15 protein-coding genes are annotated in these 19,602 nt (G+C 45.0%); 12 read left to right on the top strand and 3 right to left on the bottom strand.

The window, feature by feature from the left end:
* The first annotated feature begins 124 nt into the window (after positions 1-124).
* Complete coding sequence (locus tag K7B67_RS15605) at positions 125-1,399, top strand: MFS transporter (protein ID WP_252176814.1); 1,275 nt, start codon at positions 125-127, stop codon at positions 1,397-1,399.
* A gap of 220 nt (positions 1,400-1,619) precedes the next feature.
* Here the strand turns inward: K7B67_RS15605 and K7B67_RS15600 are convergent, their stop codons facing one another.
* Positions 1,620-3,794, bottom strand: coding sequence for a heavy metal translocating P-type ATPase (locus K7B67_RS15600; protein WP_252176813.1), 2,175 nt, complete (start codon positions 3,792-3,794; stop codon positions 1,620-1,622).
* 257 nt (positions 3,795-4,051) lie between these two features.
* Here K7B67_RS15600 and K7B67_RS15595 point away from each other — a divergent pair, with 257 nt between their 5' ends.
* Positions 4,052-4,387, top strand: a complete 336-nt coding sequence (locus K7B67_RS15595; RefSeq protein ID WP_252176812.1) for a hypothetical protein — start codon at positions 4,052-4,054, stop codon at positions 4,385-4,387.
* On the opposite strand, the gene K7B67_RS24000 is transcribed toward K7B67_RS15595, so the two are convergent.
* Positions 4,324-4,581, bottom strand: coding sequence for a transposase (locus tag K7B67_RS24000; protein WP_346658236.1), 258 nt, complete (start codon positions 4,579-4,581; stop codon positions 4,324-4,326). The two genes, K7B67_RS15595 and K7B67_RS24000, sit on opposite strands and share 64 nt — an antisense overlap.
* A gap of 70 nt (positions 4,582-4,651) precedes the next feature.
* Here K7B67_RS24000 and K7B67_RS15590 point away from each other — a divergent pair, with 70 nt between their 5' ends.
* Positions 4,652-6,034, top strand: a complete 1,383-nt coding sequence (locus K7B67_RS15590; protein ID WP_252176811.1) for a transposase — start codon at positions 4,652-4,654, stop codon at positions 6,032-6,034.
* A 52-nt stretch (positions 6,035-6,086) separates the two neighbouring features.
* Positions 6,087-7,061, top strand: a complete 975-nt coding sequence (locus K7B67_RS15585) for a Fic family protein (RefSeq protein WP_252176810.1) — start codon at positions 6,087-6,089, stop codon at positions 7,059-7,061.
* Here K7B67_RS15585 and K7B67_RS15580 read toward each other — a convergent pair.
* Complete coding sequence (locus K7B67_RS15580; protein ID WP_252176809.1) at positions 7,042-7,524, bottom strand: heme-binding protein; 483 nt, start codon at positions 7,522-7,524, stop codon at positions 7,042-7,044. The genes K7B67_RS15585 and K7B67_RS15580 overlap by 20 nt on opposite strands.
* A gap of 198 nt (positions 7,525-7,722) precedes the next feature.
* Here K7B67_RS15580 and K7B67_RS15575 point away from each other — a divergent pair, with 198 nt between their 5' ends.
* The 8 genes from K7B67_RS15575 to K7B67_RS15540 all read left to right on the top strand — a co-directional run bounded on the left by K7B67_RS15575 (position 7,723) and on the right by K7B67_RS15540 (position 19,582).
* Positions 7,723-8,406 carry a response regulator transcription factor gene (locus tag K7B67_RS15575; protein WP_252176808.1) on the top strand — a complete coding sequence of 228 codons (684 nt, stop codon included), beginning with the start codon at positions 7,723-7,725 and terminating at the stop codon, positions 8,404-8,406.
* The gene (locus K7B67_RS15570) at positions 8,384-9,730 is read left to right on the top strand and encodes a HAMP domain-containing sensor histidine kinase (RefSeq protein ID WP_252176807.1); all 1,347 of its coding nucleotides are present in this window, start codon (positions 8,384-8,386) and stop codon (positions 9,728-9,730) included. Before K7B67_RS15575 ends, K7B67_RS15570 begins: the two co-directional genes overlap by 23 nt.
* Positions 9,731-9,891: 161 nt before the next feature.
* A complete protein-coding gene (locus K7B67_RS15565) occupies positions 9,892-11,337 on the top strand; it encodes a hypothetical protein (RefSeq protein WP_252176806.1) in 1,446 nt (481 codons plus the stop codon).
* 198 nt (positions 11,338-11,535) lie between these two features.
* Positions 11,536-12,909 (top strand): RING-HC finger protein, encoded by a 1,374-nt coding sequence (locus tag K7B67_RS15560; RefSeq protein ID WP_252176805.1) that lies wholly within the window; start codon positions 11,536-11,538, stop codon positions 12,907-12,909.
* Between the two features lie 67 nt (positions 12,910-12,976).
* The gene (locus tag K7B67_RS15555; RefSeq protein WP_252176804.1) at positions 12,977-14,548 is read left to right on the top strand and encodes an RING finger protein; all 1,572 of its coding nucleotides are present in this window, start codon (positions 12,977-12,979) and stop codon (positions 14,546-14,548) included.
* Between the two features lie 67 nt (positions 14,549-14,615).
* A complete protein-coding gene (locus K7B67_RS15550) occupies positions 14,616-16,163 on the top strand; it encodes an RING finger protein (protein ID WP_252176803.1) in 1,548 nt (515 codons plus the stop codon).
* Between the two features lie 139 nt (positions 16,164-16,302).
* The gene (locus tag K7B67_RS15545) at positions 16,303-18,096 is read left to right on the top strand and encodes a hypothetical protein (RefSeq protein WP_252176802.1); all 1,794 of its coding nucleotides are present in this window, start codon (positions 16,303-16,305) and stop codon (positions 18,094-18,096) included.
* Between the two features lie 19 nt (positions 18,097-18,115).
* The gene (locus K7B67_RS15540; protein WP_252176801.1) at positions 18,116-19,582 is read left to right on the top strand and encodes an RING finger protein; all 1,467 of its coding nucleotides are present in this window, start codon (positions 18,116-18,118) and stop codon (positions 19,580-19,582) included.
* Positions 19,583-19,602 lie beyond the last annotated feature (20 nt).

Raw genomic sequence — 19,602 nt, 5'->3', positions numbered from 1 at the left:
TCGTATATTTTGTCTACTGTCTGTTTACTTTCTTTTGAGCAAGGGATATGGTGACTTTTCGTTTGAAATAAAAATCTAGCCATGATATTGGACGAAGTTAAGGCCGGTTTGGAAGAAGAAAAAAATGATCAGGCATAAAAGTTTTTATATTTATCAAGTGGCAGACGTACTGTTTACATCATCCTGTAGAGCGTTGGCTATGCTGTTTACATGGGCGATGATAGACGTATATGGTTTACAGGTAGAGTTAGGCTGGTTTATATCTTCATCATGGGCGCTACAGGTTACCACTCTTATTTTATTTGGCTTTATTTCAGACCGGTTTGATAAAAAGAAAATCGTTCTGACATGCTCTGGAATAACCCTTGTATCCGTTGCACTGCTAAACCTTACAACCATAGATAATCATTATCAGATAGGACTTATCTATCTAATATCTTCTGTTTTAGCCATTGCTATACAACCTATAGGCTCCAGTATTGCTCCTTGTCTTTACCAAGATGAAAATCTGGAAAAAGCATTCAAGGTTAGAGGGTTTGTTAATTCTATAAACATGATTCTTGGTGCTGCTATTTCAGGGTTTGTGATCAGTCGATTTGATATTAATAATACGTTGATTATTATTAATTTTTCCATAGTTGCTTCATTCTTTTTGTTCTTCGGCGTGAAACCTGATAGAAGTCAGGAACGCGAAAAAGAAGAGGCAGCCACAAACTCTGTGAAGATCCTGTTTCTTAATAAAACAGAACGAGTTTTAGTCTTCGTTTGCTCTTTATCAAACTTTATACTGATGCCTTTGTTGTCTTACATTGTGCCGATTAAAATTATTGATGAGTATTATTCGGGGACAGTTGAGCTGGGTATTTCTGAATCCTTGTTTGGAGTAGGGATGATTGTCGGAAGCACTTATTTGTCCAGTAAATTTAATAAGTGGTTTGGCGTAAAAAACACCACGGTTGCAAGCATAAACTTTCTATCCATGGGATTGTTGCTTATTGTTTTTATCAATAGTTTATGGGCGATCTATGCAGGCTTATTTGTAGCCGGCCTTGGTGTTGTTATATACAATGTAAACACAACCAACATAAGGTGTTCAGCGACTCCCCCGGAGATGAGAAACTCTTTTGAATCAATATTTCTCGCCTTTTGCATAATATCCATACCATTAGGTTTAGCTTTCTCAACCTTTATGGTTAAAGTGGGGAATATTGATTCTATTTTAATGATTTTTGCAGCCTCTATTTCAATAGCTTCTGTTTTTGTTATGACTTCCAGGGGTTTTAATAAGGTATCCAAGCTATCACCCAATGATCTTAATGGGGCATATGCAAAAATGTATCCAGATGTTTATCAAAAGAACCAGGATTCTTTTGGAAAAGGAGTGGGTAACGGAGTGTAGTACGTCACTTCAATGAGTTCGATGTGAACAATCTACGTTCATCCTGAGCGCCCTTCGACTCCGCTCAGGATGTACGGCCGAAGGATGTGGACTCCGAACCAACAATAAAGATCGTGCCAACCACCCTTCGACTCCGCTCAGGGTGAACGGAGCTTGGGTGCCATTAATAGAGGGAACCCGTCAATTACATTGAAACCGTGCACTACCATGCCAGTTTTCACTACTTTCTCATAAGCCTGAGTGCATTCAACGTCACCAGAACAGTACCGCCTGCATCTGAAAGCACTGCCGCCATTAAACCCGTCATACCGAACAGGGTGGTCATCAGGAATAAAGTATTAACGGCCAGTGCCAGGGCAATATTCTGACGGGTAATTTTTGCCGTATTTTTTGATAACTGAATCATTCGGGGTAATTCGATCAGACGCTCGTGGGTGAGGGCTGCATCGGCGGTTTCCAGCGCCACGTCACTGCCCCGTCCCATGGCAATACCCAGCTCAGCGGTTTTTAGTGCAGGGGCATCATTGATGCCGTCGCCCACCATAGCAACAGCACCATTATGTTGCGACTGGATGTCCTGAACGGCTTTCACCTTATCTTCCGGTAATAACTCCGCCTGGTAGTCTATGCCCAGTTGGTCGGCAATGGCCGCGGCTGTACGACGGTTGTCGCCAGTCAGCATGATACTGTCAACACCGATACTGTTGAGTTTTTTGATGGCTTCAATGGCGTCGTCTCGCAGGGTATCGGCCAGGCCAATAAGACCCAGGATGGTTTCTTCATCTTGCACGACGACCACCGTATTGCCTGCTGATTCCATAGACTCGATGGTGGACTTGTTTACCCCAAGATCCCTGTCGTCAATATAACGGGGAGCGACGACTTTTATGTTTCTCCCTGAAACGGTGCCCTGTACCCCACGCCCTGTTAACACCCGAATATCCGTGGCTTCTGAACATCTCAGGTTTCTGCTTTTGGTTTCATTCATAATGGCAGCGGCCAAAGGATGGCTGGAGCCCATTTCTACAGAACCTGCCAGAGAGAGGACTTCATCTTCCTGCTCGCTGATGCCCACGACACAGGTAACGCGAGGCTTGCCTTCAGTCAGGGTGCCGGTTTTATCAAAAGCCAACACCTTGATATTTCTCAGTTGTTCCAGGGCTGCGCCACCTTTAACCAGTGCGCCGAAGCGGGCGGCAGAAGCCAGAGCAGAGGTGACGGCTGCGGGAATGGATACCACCAGCGCACAGGGGCAGGCAATCAACAGCAGAGTCAGGGCTTTATAGGCCCAGGGTGTCCAGGCTGCACCGGCGAGCAGTGGTGGGATGATCATAACCAGAGCGGCCAGCCCCATCACCAGTGGTGTGTACCAGGCACTGAAGGTATCCACCATTCTGGCTACCGGTGCCCGGCGTTCTTCTGCCTCTTCTATCAGAGTAACGATGCGATCAATGGCGTTCTCACCGGGTTGTGATACCACCGTTAATCGAGCGGGTTGATCGACCGCCATGGCACCTGCCATGATCTTTTCACCCGTTTCCCTGTTAACGGGTATGGCTTCACCCGTCAGTGCACTCTCATTAAAACAGCCCAGGGTGGAATCAAGAATGGCATCCACCGGTAAACGATCACCGGGTAAAACTTCAATCTGTTCTCCGGGAACCAGAAAGTCGGCAGGCACTTCTATGCGTTCACCGTCTTGTAGTTTCCAGGCGGTGTCTGGCGTCAGTTGCATCAGGCTTTTAATACCGGCTTTGGCTTTTCTTCCGGCAAAACCTTCCAGCAGTTCACCCAGGGAGAACAGTAGCAATACCAAACCCGCTTCAATGGTTTCCCCCAGAATCAGGGCACCCAACGCGGCAACGGTCATCAGGGTTTCAATACCGAACCAGGTGCCATTGCGAATCTGGTTGAGTGATTTTCTGGCAAAAGGCACAACGCCCAGAGCCGTCGCCAGCAGAAAACCTGATGAACCCCATGTCGAATCAAAAAGCATAAAAATTCCCGCCAGAGTCATCAGTACGGCCAGCAGGATGAACGTTGAATGGGCTTTCCAGAGAGGCGCTTCCACTGCTTTCTGGTGTGTGCTTTTCAGGGTGAAGCCCAGCTGCTTTACTGTTTTCTCGATGGTTTCGGGGGAGGCTTTCTGATCCAGGTCAACCAGCAGACGCTCGGTAGCAAAAGCCACTCTGACCTGCTTAACACCGGCGATGGTTGCCAATGCTTTTTCGATATTGCTTGCACAGCTGGCACAGTCCATTCCGCCCACGGACCATTTGTAGCGGCTGGTTGTTTCAGCGCTGGTGGCTTGAATGGTGGCAGCTTCAATGGAGGTGGCGGGCTGAACCCTTTTTTCTGCTGAGCAGCAACTTTTGGTGGTTGAGCATGTGGGCATGGCTGCACCCTCCCTGAAAAGGCATGACATATCAAAATGTATTTATATGTTATGCCGGATTGCAGGAGAGTCAATTGGTTTTTTTGCTTAATGCCTCCTTTTTGAATACTTTTCTATATCTCAAAATATTAATATTTTGAGATATATGAAGTGTTAACTATATTCTCATCTCAATAAAGCTAAAATCTGAGAATTAAAAGGCAGGCTTAAAAGTGAGCAGGTACAGGAACCCACCTCCAAAAAAAGCATTTCCAGAAGTGCTGAAGCAGATACAGAGTGAAATGCCAGAGCAGCTATCGGCGTATATGGATTACTGTATTGCAACCGCTACCAATGGGCAGTACTACCCCTTTCATAAGTTCCGTTTCAAAGTAAGCAAAGGTGTAGAGCCCACTCTGGCCTGGCACCTGATCAGGGAAGCCAGAAGGAGAGCCAGTAAGCCCTTACCAGGCATGATCAGCAAAGAGGGCCAGGTAGGCAGCTATGTCCTGACTCCGGAAATTCTTGGTGCTATTTCTATGATTGATCGTCATGCAACGGATGGAAACATGGAAAGCATTGATAAAAAAAATAGGCCGCTTGAACAAGCTTGAACGAAATTAAGGGCGCAATCCCGCTTCTTTAGAGGCGGGTCAAGCCCTTGCAAGGCGTTAGCCTTGCTGTGACAGTCGCTTCGTAGCCGGTCGATCATTTCCTTGGTGAACACGTTTCTACGGTATTTAGTACCAAATACTAGATGTACGTTATTCCTAAATACACAGGATTTACATGATTTCCGTTCGTACATACAAACTTCATATTTGACTGATATTTGTAACCAGACTAGCATGAAGCCATTCAATTCAACAGGTTATGTAATGCTTCAAGGTATCCAACTCAAAGCCAATCCAACAGATCAGCAAAAGTTGGTTCTGTCTCAGTGGATGGGTTGCGCTCGGGTTATCTGGAATGCAAAGTGTGATGAACATCGCTATTACAGTACCTACGCCAGAAAGTATTGTCCTGTTGGTACTCATGCTCCGGTCGATCAGAAGACTTCGCAATTCAAAAGCAAAGAATTAACACCCTGGTTATCCGATTGTCCCAGCCAGATAATCAGAAACTCGGCTACCAACTGGTATCAGACCTACCATAAACACATTAATGGCCAGTGCGGTAAGCCAAAGAAAAAGCCAAAATCTGACAAGGGCAGCATTCACCTTACCAATGAAGTGTTCCGGTTCGATGTCTGTGAAGATGGTGTAACCCGTCTTTTTATTGGCACAAAGACTAATAATATTGGTTATTTGTCGTTTAAAACTCACCGCTCATTCAACGAACCAAAATCCATTTACATTAGAAAAGAGGCTGGTCAGTACTTCGTTTCTTTCTGTTATGGCGATGGATCAGAAGAACCAGCAACAGAAAAAGAGCATTTGGAATACCTTAAAGGTGCTTCCAAAGAGTGGCTGGAAGAGCATGTTATCGGCGTGGATCGAGGTGTTGCTATACCTGTTCATACTGGCGTTAAGCCTTATGACTTTACAGAAAACCAGACAAAGAACATGGATAAGCGCCAGCGATACCTAAAGAGGTTTCAGCGCCGTTTGTCTCGCCAAACCAAAGGCTCTAACCGTCGTCAGAAAACAAAGAACAGGATTAGCAGGCAGCACAAGAAAGTAGCCAACATTCGGCAAGATTTCTGCCACCAAACCAGCCGTAAAATGGTCGATAGCAAGGCCAGAGTCATTGTTTTCGAGGATCTGAAAACCTCAAAAATGACTCGCAGGCCAAAAGCAAAAAAAGATCAAAACGGTAAGTTCATCTCCAACAAGGCGAAACAAAAAGCCGGACTGAACAAGGCCATTCTCAACGTAGGATGGCACTTCCTGGAAACTTACACCCGATATAAAGCAGCAAGAGCAGGCAAAGCAGTCTTCAAAGTGCCTGCACCCTTTACGAGTCAAGAGTGTGCTGATTGCGGTCACACTCACCCCGACAACCGCAAGACACAAGAACGGTTTCTTTGCGGCCAATGTGGACACTTTGACAACGCTGACAGAAACGCCAGCATCGTAATCAAGAAACGAGCAATTAAGTTTTTCATGGACTCTGGAACGGAGTTGGTTGGCAAAGGAATTCCTGTGCTGACTAAAGGACGTGGAGCGAAATGTAAGTCGGGAAAGAGCAAGCCCTCTTCCGCAGCTCGCAGTGAAACGTCAAAAAAGAAAAGAACGGTAACTAACCCGGTAGTTTCTTAGTATTGGAAGCTCGCTCCTTTAGAGGCGAGTAGTTCACTACCTGATCGAAGATTTGGTTAAAGATGAAGCTATCAGTAGCAGCCAGCTGGAAGGAGCCAGCACCACAACCATTGTCGCCAAAGATATGTTGTCTTCTGAAAGAACACCAAAGACGGATTGTGAAAAAATGATTCTTGGCAATTTCAAGATGATGACTTTTGCCTGGAGGAGCAGAGACAAACACTTAACACTAGACCTGATCAAAGCAATGCATGAGACCGGTGTATCCGGCATTGATGACGACCGGTATACGCCCGGTTTTTTCAGGCAGACCGATGATGTATTTGTTGAAAACTCAGAACACGACGTTGTTCATGTGCCACCATTGGCCAGCGAGCTTAACAACCGTTTGCAGGCATTGTGTGACTGGATAAATGCCGGCCAAGCCGATGACGCTGGATCTGCAGACTACATCCACCCTTTGATCAAAGCTCTGTCACTGCATTTTGCTATAGGGTATGAGCATCCTTTCAGGGATGGCAACGGTAGGGTAGCAAGGTGCCTGTTCTACTGGTTTATGTTCAAGCATGGTTATTCTGCGTTTAAATACATTGCGATCAGTGTGCTTCTCAATCAGGCGCCTACTCAATATGGGCGGTCGTATCTGGATACAGAAACGGATGATATGGACCTGACTTACTTTTTTGATTACCAATCCCAGGTCATCATAAAAGCGATTGTTAAGTTCAATGAGGCCTGGGTGGATAATTTTAAGGTCACTAATGAGTTTCAATCCTGGCTTTTGTCATCTGGCAAGTTGAGCGAGCTGTCCAGGAATCAGTCAATAGTACTTATGACTGCTGTGAATAGAAGTGTACCGGCGTTTACGGCCAGGAATGTCCAGGATCTCTTAAAGTGCTCAAACAACACAGCCATGAAAACCCTTAATGGGCTTAGCGACCTTGGATTTTTTGATAAATTCAAGGTCGAAAGGACATCGGTTTTCAAGCTGAAAGACTTGCAGGAAATTATTTTAGGGCCACCTTGATCGCCTGTTCTGCACAAGCCTGGTCCAGGTGACCGCCGGGTGCACCGCCAATTCCGATGCCACCGACAATCTGTCCGTCAACTTTGATGGGCATACCGCCACCGAGCAGTAACATGCGTGAATCCATATCTTTCAGGCCTTGCAGGAAAGGCTTGTCGGTCACCAGTTTGGCCAGGTTGGCAGTGGGTTGACCCATGGAAGCAGCAGTGAACGCTTTTTTCTGAGCACTGTCCACCGTGTGTGGGCCGGCCAGTTCGGAACGACCGAAAGCTTTCAGGGAACCTGTGCGGTCAACAACGGCAACACTGACGTTATAACCGTCTTTGTGGCAGGATTGCAGACCCTCGTTGACCAGTTCCAGGGCGGCGGTATCAGTCAGGGTTGGTAGGGCCGTGGTTTTTGCCTGTGTGCCAGTAGCCAGTCCGGTAGCGATGAAAGCCAGTGCGATGATGCTCTTTTTCATGATGATCCTCAGTGCTTGTTGTTTTTATGGTAGGTTGCTGTTGCCTCAGCGTCTGGCGATAGATTAGCGAGCGACCATTGCCCCGACCTTGCCTGAACATTACAGACTGGAAAGATTTCTTCTTTTCTCACGGTTTACTGGTACTCTATGCACGAAGAAAAATACTAATAATGTGTCGCTGGATTTTGGAGTAGACCGTTGAATATTCTGGTAGTAGAAGACGACTCAGTTATATCCACCTTTATCAGGGATGGCTTGAAAGAACACGGTTATGGCGTGGCCCGGTGCCAGAGTGCCGAGGAAGCCCTGAATAAAGTAGTGGTTGAGCCTTTTGACCTGGCCATTGTCGATATCATGCTGCCGGGCATGAACGGTCTGGATCTGGTGAAAAATCTCAGAGGGCAGGGCGTCAGCTTTCCTATTCTTTTCCTCAGTGCCCGCAAGACAGTAGACGACAAGGTTTCTGGTCTGCGAATTGGTGGCGATGACTATCTCACCAAACCCTTTTCCTTTAATGAACTGCTGGCACGGGTTGAAGTGTTACTGCGACGAAATCAGTCGGCCCAGACCCTTGTGTCGGAGCCGTTGAATTTCCACGGTCTCAGTTTTGACCCGTCCCGAAAGCTGGCCTGGCGGGGCGATAGAAAACTCTCCCTGCAACCCAGGGAGATGGTTCTGCTGGAGTTCTTCCTTCGCAACCGTGAGCGAGTGATTTCCAGAACCCAGATCATGGAGCATGTCTGGGATTACCAGTTCGATCCACAAACCAATGTTGTTGATGTTCTGGTCTGTCGGTTGCGAAGCAAAATTGACAAGGATGAACCCGTCAAATTGCTGCATACGATCAGGGGGATGGGTTATGTACTCAGGGCCGGAGAATAAATCCGCTATGAGTGAAATGACGCCAACCAAGCGAGTACTCACTCTCTGGTTTGGTGTCATTATGATGGTGATTGCTTCTGGTCTGGGAGCCGTCAGTTATCACTTGTTTGAAAAAGAATTAGTCAATCGTGATGTCCAGCTGCTGAAAGTGATCGGCAATAATATGCGGCGCGTGTACAACAACAATGATCAGAAAAAGATTCTGGCAGTGCTGGAACGTGATCGTTATTTCCTGCGGCTGAGTGCTTACAGTGCCAGCCTCTGGGCAGAGAGTGGGGAGTTGTTGTTTCATGAGGGGGCTGACCTGCCATTTTCTTCAATAGAAAGGCTGGCTGACGGCAGTCTGGTGAGCAGGCAGAAACTGGGCAGTCAGACACTGGTCCTGAGTCTTTCCAGCGCCCTGCGTTATGAAGAGTTGGCCAGCTTTCGCAATGTCATGCTGTTAACGCTGTTGGCTCTCTGGGTCATCAGTATTCTGCTGGTGGCCTGGCTGAATGATCGGATGCTGAAACCCATCCGCAAGCTGGTGGAGCATGTTAAAACATTGCAGAGAAAGGGTTTGCAGGATCAGCTACCACTGTCGTCTTCAAGGAACAGTGAATTGGGCCAGTTAACACTGCTCTTTAATCAGCAGATGAGCCGGATTGATCAGTTGATAGGCAGTCTTGAAGATACTTTGAATGCCGCCGCCCACGATCTTCGAACCCCTTTGACCCGGATGCGGCTCAGTGCCGAAAAAGCCATGATTAATAATGATCCCCAGGCGTTAAAAGAGAGCCTGATGGACTGTCTGGAAGAAAGCGAAAGAATGTTGGCAATGGTCAACAGTCTGCTGGACGTGGCCGCTGTCGAGCAGCACCTGGACGCCAGAGATCGCACCCGAACCAATTTGTCTGAGCTGATTACTGAAGCAGCGCAACCTTATGAATATCTGGCACAAGAGAAGCAGATTCATCTCAGCTTTGAGTTGCCCGGGACCATGAATATTCTCGCCAGTCCAAACCGATTGCGACAGGCATTTGCCAACCTTCTGGACAATGCCCTCAAGTTTACCCCCGAACAGGGCCATATTCTGGTTTCGGCCCGAAAAGAAGACGACGAGTGGCGGGTATCAGTGAAAGATACTGGCAGGGGAATAACCGAGTCTGACCTGCCTTATATTTTTGACCGCCTTTATCGGGGGGATGTCAGTCGTAAAACACCGGGGTTTGGTCTTGGGCTGTCGTTAGTCAGGGCGATTATTGAGGCCCACGATGGCAGGATCAAGGTAGAAAGCAAAAAAGGGCAGGGGGCTGAGTTTAACTGCCTGTTGCCAGCCGCTTAACTGCGTCAAAACACTTCGAAAATGGACTGTCACCTTCCCGGCTGTATTCGGATAAGCTTTTCCTGTAGTGCTTTATAGACTATATGAATATGTGCTAAGGAGTTCATGCAGGGCTCATTAATAGTAGTAATGCAGCTGTTTCAACAAATGCAGGTGACAATATGACCCAGCCATGTGTCTTAAAGACACTTTTGTTTTCAATATTTTTGTTTTTTTATCAGCAGGGGCTGGCAAACGACACCTATGGTCTGGAAGAATTTCTCAAGCATCAAAAAGAAAGCCGGGAACCGCCTTCAAAAAAACAAAAGCGTACAGGTCAGCTGAACATGAGCCCTCAGCTGAACATGAGCCCTCAGCTGAACATGAGCCCTCAGCCGAACATAAGCCCTCAGCCGAATATGAGCCCTCAGCCGAACATAAGCCCACAGCCGAATATAAGCCCACTTGAAAACATCCGCATTGGCTTTGTCAGGCTTAATTTGGAATCTGACGATTTATCTGGAGATGAGCGGCTGGAGACCTGTGAAGGTTGCGAGTTTACTGAGCAAGATTTTGAACGCCTGAAAAGCTTTTATCTTAATTATGTGAATGTGGGGGATCCTCACTATCGAAAATTTCGCATTCAAAGAGTGCTGAGACTCATACATCGTATATTCGCTACGAATACAAGTAGGACTCTTAGACTGAATATGTTGGAAAGACATCTAATCAATGTAAAGGCAAAAATCCTGTTTGAACAATTGTTTATGTCTGTAAATGTAAATGACAGAAGTAATCCTTGTTATCATCAATGCATGTTAGATGTTAGGACACGAACGTCCAATTGTGCCTGCGCTAATACCAGTCTGGCCTTGATGTTTTATGCTTTTCTTGGGCCCTACTTCCTTTCCCCGCGTGACCTTTTTGTTTACGGTGAATCTTTGTCTATCGGGTATATCAAACAAAGCTATGCTGACGCATTCGATAATGCACTGTTTTCTAAAAATATCAATGGATACACTTCTCCGCAAAGCATGGCCCATCAATTAAATGCAGCCGGATTGAACGCAGAAACAGCACTTGTAATTGGTTTAATTACAATGGCATCTGCTGCTTTTCGCTGCTGCAATTCAGAAGTGGAATTGCCAGAGACACTGGAAGCTTTGTTGCATAGATACTTGCCAGATCTGGCTGCTGTCTACGATTCTATCGCCGGTCATTTCGATCCTGAATGTGGGTGCCCTGACCCCAGGGTTATGTTTGCCGAAAGTGATATGAAAGCGCTTATACACGGTATTATGGGTATTGACCTCAATTCTGAGGGCTCAGACGGTGAGTATTCTGTTGGGGATTCGGATTCTGAGGATCAAGACCAGTCAATAGTTATTCAACAACAAAATGAACCGATAGCCCAGCCAAGACAGGAAGTAGCAAACCAAACGGCAACAGAGGAAGAGGGTGCTGTTGGCGGCGCCACAGGAGTCACCAAAAAATGTGAATTTTGTGGCAACTCACTGCAAGAGTCACTGCAAGAGTCACTGCAAGAGTCACTGCAAGAAATGGTGAGGTTTGAAAATTGTGAACATGTGGGTATGTGTCAGGATTGTATTGAGCAAATGATACGGTAGCAGAGCGGTTGCCCCTATTGTCGAGTAAAATTGAATTCATACAAGAAGCATGTCGATGTGTCCCATTAAAACGGGTTGTCATCTTTTCAGCTTTATCCGGATGAGCTTTTTTTATGGGTCGCCATGGACTATATAAATGGATGCTAAGGAAAGCTCACTAATAGTAATACAGCTGTTTTAACGAATTCAGGTGACAGTATGACCCAGCTATTTGTCTTAAAGACACTTTTGTTTTCGCTGTTTTTGTTTTTTTACCAGCAGGGGCTGGCAAACGACACCTATGGTCTGGAAGAGTTTCTCAAGCATCAAAAAGAAAACCGGGAACCACCTTCAAAAAAACAAAATAGTACAGATCAGCCGAACATGAGACCTCAGCCGAACATGAGCCCTCAGCCGAATATGAGCCCTCAGCCGAATATGAGCCCTCAGCCGAATATGAGCCCTCAGCCGAATATGAGCCCTCAGCCGACGATAAGCCCACTTGAAAACATCCGCATTGGCTTTGCCAGACTTAATTTAGAATCTGACGATTTATCTGGAGATGATCGACTAGAAACCTATGGTTTCGAGGTTACTGAGCAGGGTTTAGAACGTTTACATAGCCTTTATTTGAATTATGTGAACACGGGTGATCCCGAATATCAAAAAGTTCGTATTCAAAGAATGCTGAGACTCATGCATCGTATATTCGCCATTAACATAAATGTAACCAGTGAAAAAAGCGAGGAAGAGAGAGAGCTAATCAAACAAACGGTAATAAGCCTTTTTCGTCCGTTTTTTTTGTCTGAATACATAAATGGCAGAAGCAATCCTTATTACCATTATTTCTTTTTAGATCCGGATGCGCATGAATCCAGTTATGCGGGTGCTAACAACGGTTTAGCCCTGATGTTTCTTGCGTTCCTTGGTCCTCACTGTCTTAACAAGGGTCAGCTTTATATCTACTTTAGTTTCTTGTATAACATTTATACCGGAGAAAGCTACGATCAAGCATTCGACAGTGCATTGCTTTCTAAAAATATCAATGAGTATCATTCCCCAGAAAGTCTTGGCAATCAATTAAATGCAGCGGGATTGGGTGCAGAAACAGCACTTTTAGTCGGTTTAACTGCAATGGCGTCAGACGCTTTCCATTGCATTAATTCAGGACTGCGATCGCAAGGCACACTGGAAACTTTGTTAATACAATACTTGCCCTATGAGTTTCTGGTCATTATCTACAACAATATAGCCAGGCATTTTCGCCCTGGGCGTTCGTTCCGTGTACCTGTACATATGTACACCAAGATCGGCATGGAATGTTTTATCTTCAGTATTATGGGTATTGATCCCATACCTAGATTACCGGAGTCATCAACAGAGGAAGAGGGAGCCGTTGGCGGCGCCACAGGAGTCACCAAAAAATGTGGAGTTTGCTACGAGCCTCTGCAAGAAATGGTGCTTTTCGAAAATTGTGTACATGTGGGTATGTGTCAGAACTGTATTGAGCGACTTATAGATGAGAAGGGCTGTTGTCCCTATTGTCGGGTAGAATCGAAATCATACAAGAAGCTTATCGATATATCTAATTAAAACGGGTTGTCACCTTTTCTGCGGCATCCGGATGAGCTTTTTTTATGGGTTTTTATGGGCTATATAAATGGGTGCCAAGGACGCTTTCACAAAGCTCACTAATAGTAATACAGCTGTTTTAACGAATTCAGGTGACAGTATGACCCAGCCATTTGTCTTAAAGACACTTTTGTTTTCGCTGTTTTTATTTTTTTATCAGCAGGGGCTGGCAAACGAAACCTACTGTCTGGAAGAGTTTCTCAAGCATCAAAAAGAAAACCGGGAACCACCTTCAAAAAAACAAAATAGTACAGATCAGCCGAGCATGAGCCCTCAGCCGAGCATGAGCCCTCAGCCGAGCATGAGCCCTCAGCCGACGATAAGCCCACTTGAAAACATCCGCATTGGCTTTGCCAGACTTAATTTAGAATCTGACGATTTATCTGGAGATGATCGACTGGAAACCTGTGAAGGTTACGAGGTTACTGAGCAGGGTTTTGAACGTTTGCATAGCCTTTATTTGAATTATGTGAACACGGGTGATCCCCAATATCAAAAAGTTCGTATTCAAAGAATACTGAGACTTATACATCGTATGTTCGCCATTAACATAAATGTAATCAGTGAAAAAAGTCAGGAAGAGAAAGAGCTAATCTACCAAACGGTAGAAAGCCTTTTTCGTCCGTTTTTTTGGTCTGAATACATAAATGGCAGAAGCAATCCTTATTGCCATTATTTCTTTTTAGGTCCGGATGCCCATGAATCCAGTTATGCGGGTGTTAACAACGGTTTAGCCCTGATGCTTCTTGCGTTTCTTAGTCCTCTCTATCATAGCAAGGATCAGCTTTATATCTACTTTAGTTCCATGTATAACATTTATACTGGAGAAAGCTACGATCAGGCATTCGACAGTGCATTGCTTTCTAAAGATATCAATGAGTATCATTCCCCAGCAAATCTTGCCAATGAATTAAATGCAGCCGGATTGGGTGCAGAAACAGCACTTTTAATCGGTTTAACTGCAATGACATCAGACGCTTTCAATCGCATTAATTCAGGACTGCAATCGCAAGGCACGCTGGAAACTTTGTTAATACAATACTTGCCCTACGAGTTTCTGGTCATTATCTACAACAATATAGCCAGGCATTGTTGCCCTGGGCGTTCGTTCCGTGTACCTGCACTTATGTACACCAAGATCGGCATGGAATGTTTTATCCACAGTATTATGGGTATTAATCCCATACCTGGATTACCGGAGTCATCATTGCCAGAAGAACTGGAGGATCAAACGGATTATTCTGAGCATTCAGACGATGAAGGTTCAGACGGAGAGTTTTTTGTTGAGGGGGCTGATTCTGAGGATCAGGACCAGTCAATAGTCATTCAACAACAAAATGAACTGATAGCCCAGCTAAGACAGCAATTAGCAAACCTGACGACAACAGAGGAAGAGGGAGCCGTTGGCGGCGCCACAGGAGTCACCAAAAAATGTGGAGTTTGCGACAAGTCACTGCAAGAAATGATGCTTTTCGAAAATTGTGTACATGTGGGTATGTGCCAGAATTGTATTGAGCGACTTATAGATGAGGAGAGCTGTTGTCCCTATTGTCGGGTAGAATCGAAATCATACAAGAAGCTTATCGATATATCTAATTAAAACGGGTTGTCACCTTTTCAGCTGCATCCGGATGAGCTTTTTTTATGGGTCTTTATGGACTATATAAATGGGTGCTATGAACGAGCTCATTAATAGTAGTGCAGCTGTTTTAACGAATGCAGGTGGCAATATGACCCAGCCATGTGTCTTAAAAATATTGTTGTTTTCATTGTTTTTGTTTTTTTATCAGCAAGGGCTGGCAAACGACACCTATGGTCTGGAAGAATTTCTCAAGCCTCAAAAAGAAAGCGGGGAACCGCCTTTAAAAAAACAAAAGCGTACAGATCAGCCGGACATGAGCCCTCAGCCGACCATAAGCCCACTTGAAAACATCCGCATTGGCTTTGTCAGACTTAATTTAGAATCTGACGATTTATCCGGAGATGATCGACTGGAAACCTGTGAAGACTACCAGGTTGCTGAGCAAGACTTTAATCGTCTGGATCGCTTTTATTTTAATTATGTGGGCATGGGTGATCCTCAAAATCGAAAAGTTCGTATTCAAAGAATGCTGAGACTCTTTCATAGTATATTTACTATTAACACGAGCATGACCCTTAGGCAAAGCCAGGAAGGTAAAGAACTCATCAAAGAAACGGCGAAAATTCTTTTTGATCAATTGTTTTTTTCTAACAACATCAACGGTAGAAGCAATCCTTATTACGATTATTTCTATTTAATGCCAGAGCTACATCAAACCAATTCTGTTGGTCTTAACAACGGTTTAGTCTTGACCTTTATTGCTTTTCTTGGTCCCCACTGCAAATCCGAGGAGATACTTCATACCTACATTAGTATGTTACATAACCTATATACCGGACAAAGCTACGATCAAGCATTTGACAGTGCATTACTTTCTGAAAATATCAATGAATATAGTTCTCCGCAAAGCCTTGCCAATCAATTAAATTTAGCCAAATTAGATGCAGAAACAGCACTTGTCATTGGTTTGACTGTAATGGCATCAGGCGCTTTAGAGTGGATTAATAAAGAACATGAACCGCGGGATACACTGGAAGTCTTGTTGATAAGATTCTTGCCAGTAGAGCTTCTGGTGACTGTCTATAGCAATATAGCCAGTCATTGTCGCCATGGACGATCGTATCGTGTGCCTGGGATGATGTATGGCCTGGCTGCTATGCAAAAGTTTACACAGGGTATTGTGGGTATTTACCCCACTGGTGCATCATTGGATGCAGCAAACGCAGAATTGAGGGCAGAAAACGCAGAATTACGGGCCGCTTTAATGGCTCATAATGAGCGTTCAGACAATGTAGATTCAGAAAGTGAGGCCACTGTTGAGGAGTCTGATTCTGAGGATCAAGACCCGTCGATCGTTATTCAACAACAAAATGAACTGATAGCCCAGTTAAGACAGGAATTAGCAAACCAAACCGCAACAGAGGAAGGGGGGGCCGTTGGCGGCGCCACAGGAGTCACCAAAACATGTGGAGTTTGCCGCGATCCTCTGCAAGAAATGATGCTTTTCGAAAATTGTGTACATGTGGGTATGTGCCAGAATTGTATTGAGCGATCTGTAGAGGAGGAGGGCTGTTGTCCCTATTGTCGGATAGAATCGAGTTCATACAAGAAGCTTATCGACGTGTCTCGTTAAAACGGGTTGTCACCTTTTCAGCTGCATCTGGATGAGCTTTTTTTATGGGTCTTCATGGACTATATAAATGAGTGCTAAGGATGCTCACAAAAAACTCATTCATAGCAATACAGCTGTTTTAACGAATGCAGGTGACAATATGACCCAGTCATGTGTCTTAAAGACACTGTTGTTTTCAGTGTTTTTGTTTTTTTATCAGCAGGGGCTGGCAAACGACACCTATGGTCTGGAAGAATTTCTCAAGCATCAAAAAGAAAGCGGGGAACCGCCTTTAAAAAAACAAAAGCGTACAAATCAGCCGGACATGAGCCCTCAGCGGACCATAACCCCACTTGAAAACATCCGCATTGGCTTTGCCAGGCTTAATTTAGAATCTGACGATTTATCTGGAGATGATCGACTGGAAACCTGTGAAAGTTACGAGGTGGCCGAGCAGGATTTTGAACGTTTGCACAGCCTTTATTTGAATTATGTGAACACGGGTGATTTTCAATATCGAAAGGTTCGCATTCAAAGAATGCTGAGACTCATGCATCGTATGTTCGCTATTAACATAAATATGACCCATGGAAAAAGCCGGGCAGAGAGAGAGCTAATCAATGAAATGGCAGAAAGCCTTTTTGATCAAATTTTTTTGTCTGAAGACATAAATGGCAGAAGCAATCCTTATTACGATTATTTCTATTTATATCCGGAGGAGCATGAGCCCGATTATGCGGATGTTAACCACGGTTTAGCCCTGATGTTTCTTGCGTTTCTTGGTCCCCACTTTCTTCGCAAGGCTGAACTTCAAATGCACTTTAGTTCGTTGTGTAACCTTTATACCGGAGAAAGCTACGACCAAGCATTCGACAGTGCATTGCTTTCTGAAAATATCAATGAGTATTATTCCCCGCAAGGTATTGCCAGTCAATTAATTGTAGCCGGGTTGGATGCAGAAACAGCACTTCTAATTGGTTTGGCTGCAATGGCGTCAGCCGCTTTCCAGCGCATGAATTCAGGACAGGAATTGCAAGAGACACTGGAAACTGTGTTAGCACTATGCTTGCCATATGAGCATATGGTTGTTGTCTACAACAATATGGTCAAACATTGCCGCCCTGAACGCTCGTGTTGTGTACCTGGAGTTATGTATACCTTGACCGCCATGGAAGAATTTACCCATATTATTGTGGGTATTGACCCCGCACTTCTATTACCGGAGTTATCAAGGCCAGAAGAATTGCAATTTCTAGTAGATTATATTGAGCGTTCAGACCGTGCAGGTTTAGACAGTACGAGTTTAGACAGTGCAGATTCAGACCGTGCTGCTTTATACCATGCTGTTTCAGACAGTGCAGATTCAGACCGTGCTGCTTTATACCATGCTGTTTCAGACAGTGCAGATTCAGACCGTGCTGCTTTATACCATGCTGTTTCAGACAGTGCAGATTCAGACCGTGCTGCTTTATACCATGCTGTTTCAGACAGTGCAGATTCAGACCGTGCTGCTTTATACCATGCTGTTTCAGACAGTGCAGATTCAGACCGTGCTGCTTTATACCATGCTGTTTCAGACCGTGCAGGTTCAGACCGTGCAGGTTCAGACAGTGCAGATTCAGACAGCGATACTTCTTCTGAGGACTCTGATTTTAAGGATCAGCACCAGTCAATAGTTATTCAACAACAAAATGAAGAGATAGCCCGGCTAAGACAGGAAGTAGCAAACCAAGCTGCAACAGAGCAAGAGGGTGCCGTTAGAGGCGCAACAGGAGTTACCAAAAAATGTGGAGTTTGTCTCAAGCCACTGCAAGACATGATGGGGTTTAGGAGTTGTGAACACGTAGGTTTGTGTCAGGTTTGTATTGAGCAAATTATAGATGAGGAGAGGGGTTGCCCCCATTGTTCGGTAAGATCGAAATCGTACAAGAAGCATATCGACGTGTCCCATTAAAACCAATGCAGGTGACAATATGGCCCAGCCATGTGTCTTAAAGACACTTTTGTTTTCAGTGTTTTTGTTTTTTTATCAGCAAGGGGTGGCAAACGACACCTATGGTCTGGAAGATTTTCTCAAGCATCAAAAAGAAAGCGGGGAACCACCTTCAAAAAAACAAAAGCGTACAGATCAGCTGACCATGAGCCCTCAGCCAAACATAAGCCCACTTGAAAACATCCGCATTGGTTTTGCCAGGCTTAATTTAGAATCTGACGATTTATCTGGAGATGATCGACTGGAAACCTGTGAAAATTACGAGGTTACTGAGCAGGGTTTTGAACATTTGTACAGCTTTTATTTGAATTATGTGAACACGGGTGACCCTCAAGGTAGAGAGGTTCGCATTGAAAGAATGCTGAGGCTCCTACATCGTATGTTCGCTATTAACATAAATACGACCCATGGAAAAAGCGAGGCAGAGAGAAGGCTAATCAAGCAAATGGCAGAAAGCCTTTTTGAGCAATTTTTTTGGTCTGAAGAAATAAATGGCAGAAGCAATCCTTATTACGATTATTTCTATCTATATCCGAAGGAGCATGAGCCCAATTATGCGGGTGTTAACCACGGTTTAGCCCTGATGTTGGTTGCGTTTCTTGGTCCCCACTTGTTTCACAAGGATGAACTTTATAGGCACTTTAGTTCGTTGTATAACCTTTATACCGGAGCAAGCTACGACCAGGCATTTGGCAATGGATTGCTTTCTGAAAATATCAATGACTATCATTCTCCGCAAAGTGTTGCCAATGAATTAAATGCAGCCGGATTGGATGCAGAAACAGCACTTCTGATCGGTTTGGCTGCCATGGCATCAGCCGCTTTCCAGCGCATGAACTCAGGACTGGAATCGCAAGAGACACTGGAAACTTTGTTAACACGATGCTTGCCATACGAGCTTCTGATCGTTGTCTACAACAATATAGCCAGACATTGCCGCCCTGAACGCTCGTATTCTGTACCTGGAGTTATGTATACCGTGACCGGCATGAAAGAATTTACCCACACTATTGTGAGCATTGGCCCCATATCTGCATTACCGGAGTCATCATTGCCAGAAGACCTGCACTTTCTAATGGATTATGTTGAGCGTTTCGACCGTTCAGGTTCAGAGAGTGATACCTCTTTTGGAGAGTCGGATCCTGAGGATCCAGACCCGTCAATCGTTATTCAACAACAAAATGAACTGATAGCCCAGCTAAAACAGGAAATAGCAAACCAAACTGCAACAGAAGAAGAGGGAGCCGTTGGAGGCATCACAGGAGTCACCAAAAAATGTGGAGTTTGCGAGAGGCCACTGGAAGTAGTAATAATGGGGTTCGAAAATTGTGAACATATTGGTTTGTGTCAGGTTTGTATTGAGCGACTTATAGATGAGAAGAGCGGTTGCCCCTATTGTCGGGTAGAATCGGATTCATACAAGGAGCATGTCGACGTGTCTCGTTAAAACGGGTTGACACCTTTTTA

It is taken from the genome of Endozoicomonas sp. 4G, assembly GCF_023822025.1.
Lineage (GTDB): Bacteria > Pseudomonadota > Gammaproteobacteria > Pseudomonadales > Endozoicomonadaceae > Endozoicomonas_A.
The sequence above is the reverse complement of the archived record's forward strand: the minus strand, read 5'-3'. Positions and strand labels throughout refer to the sequence as shown.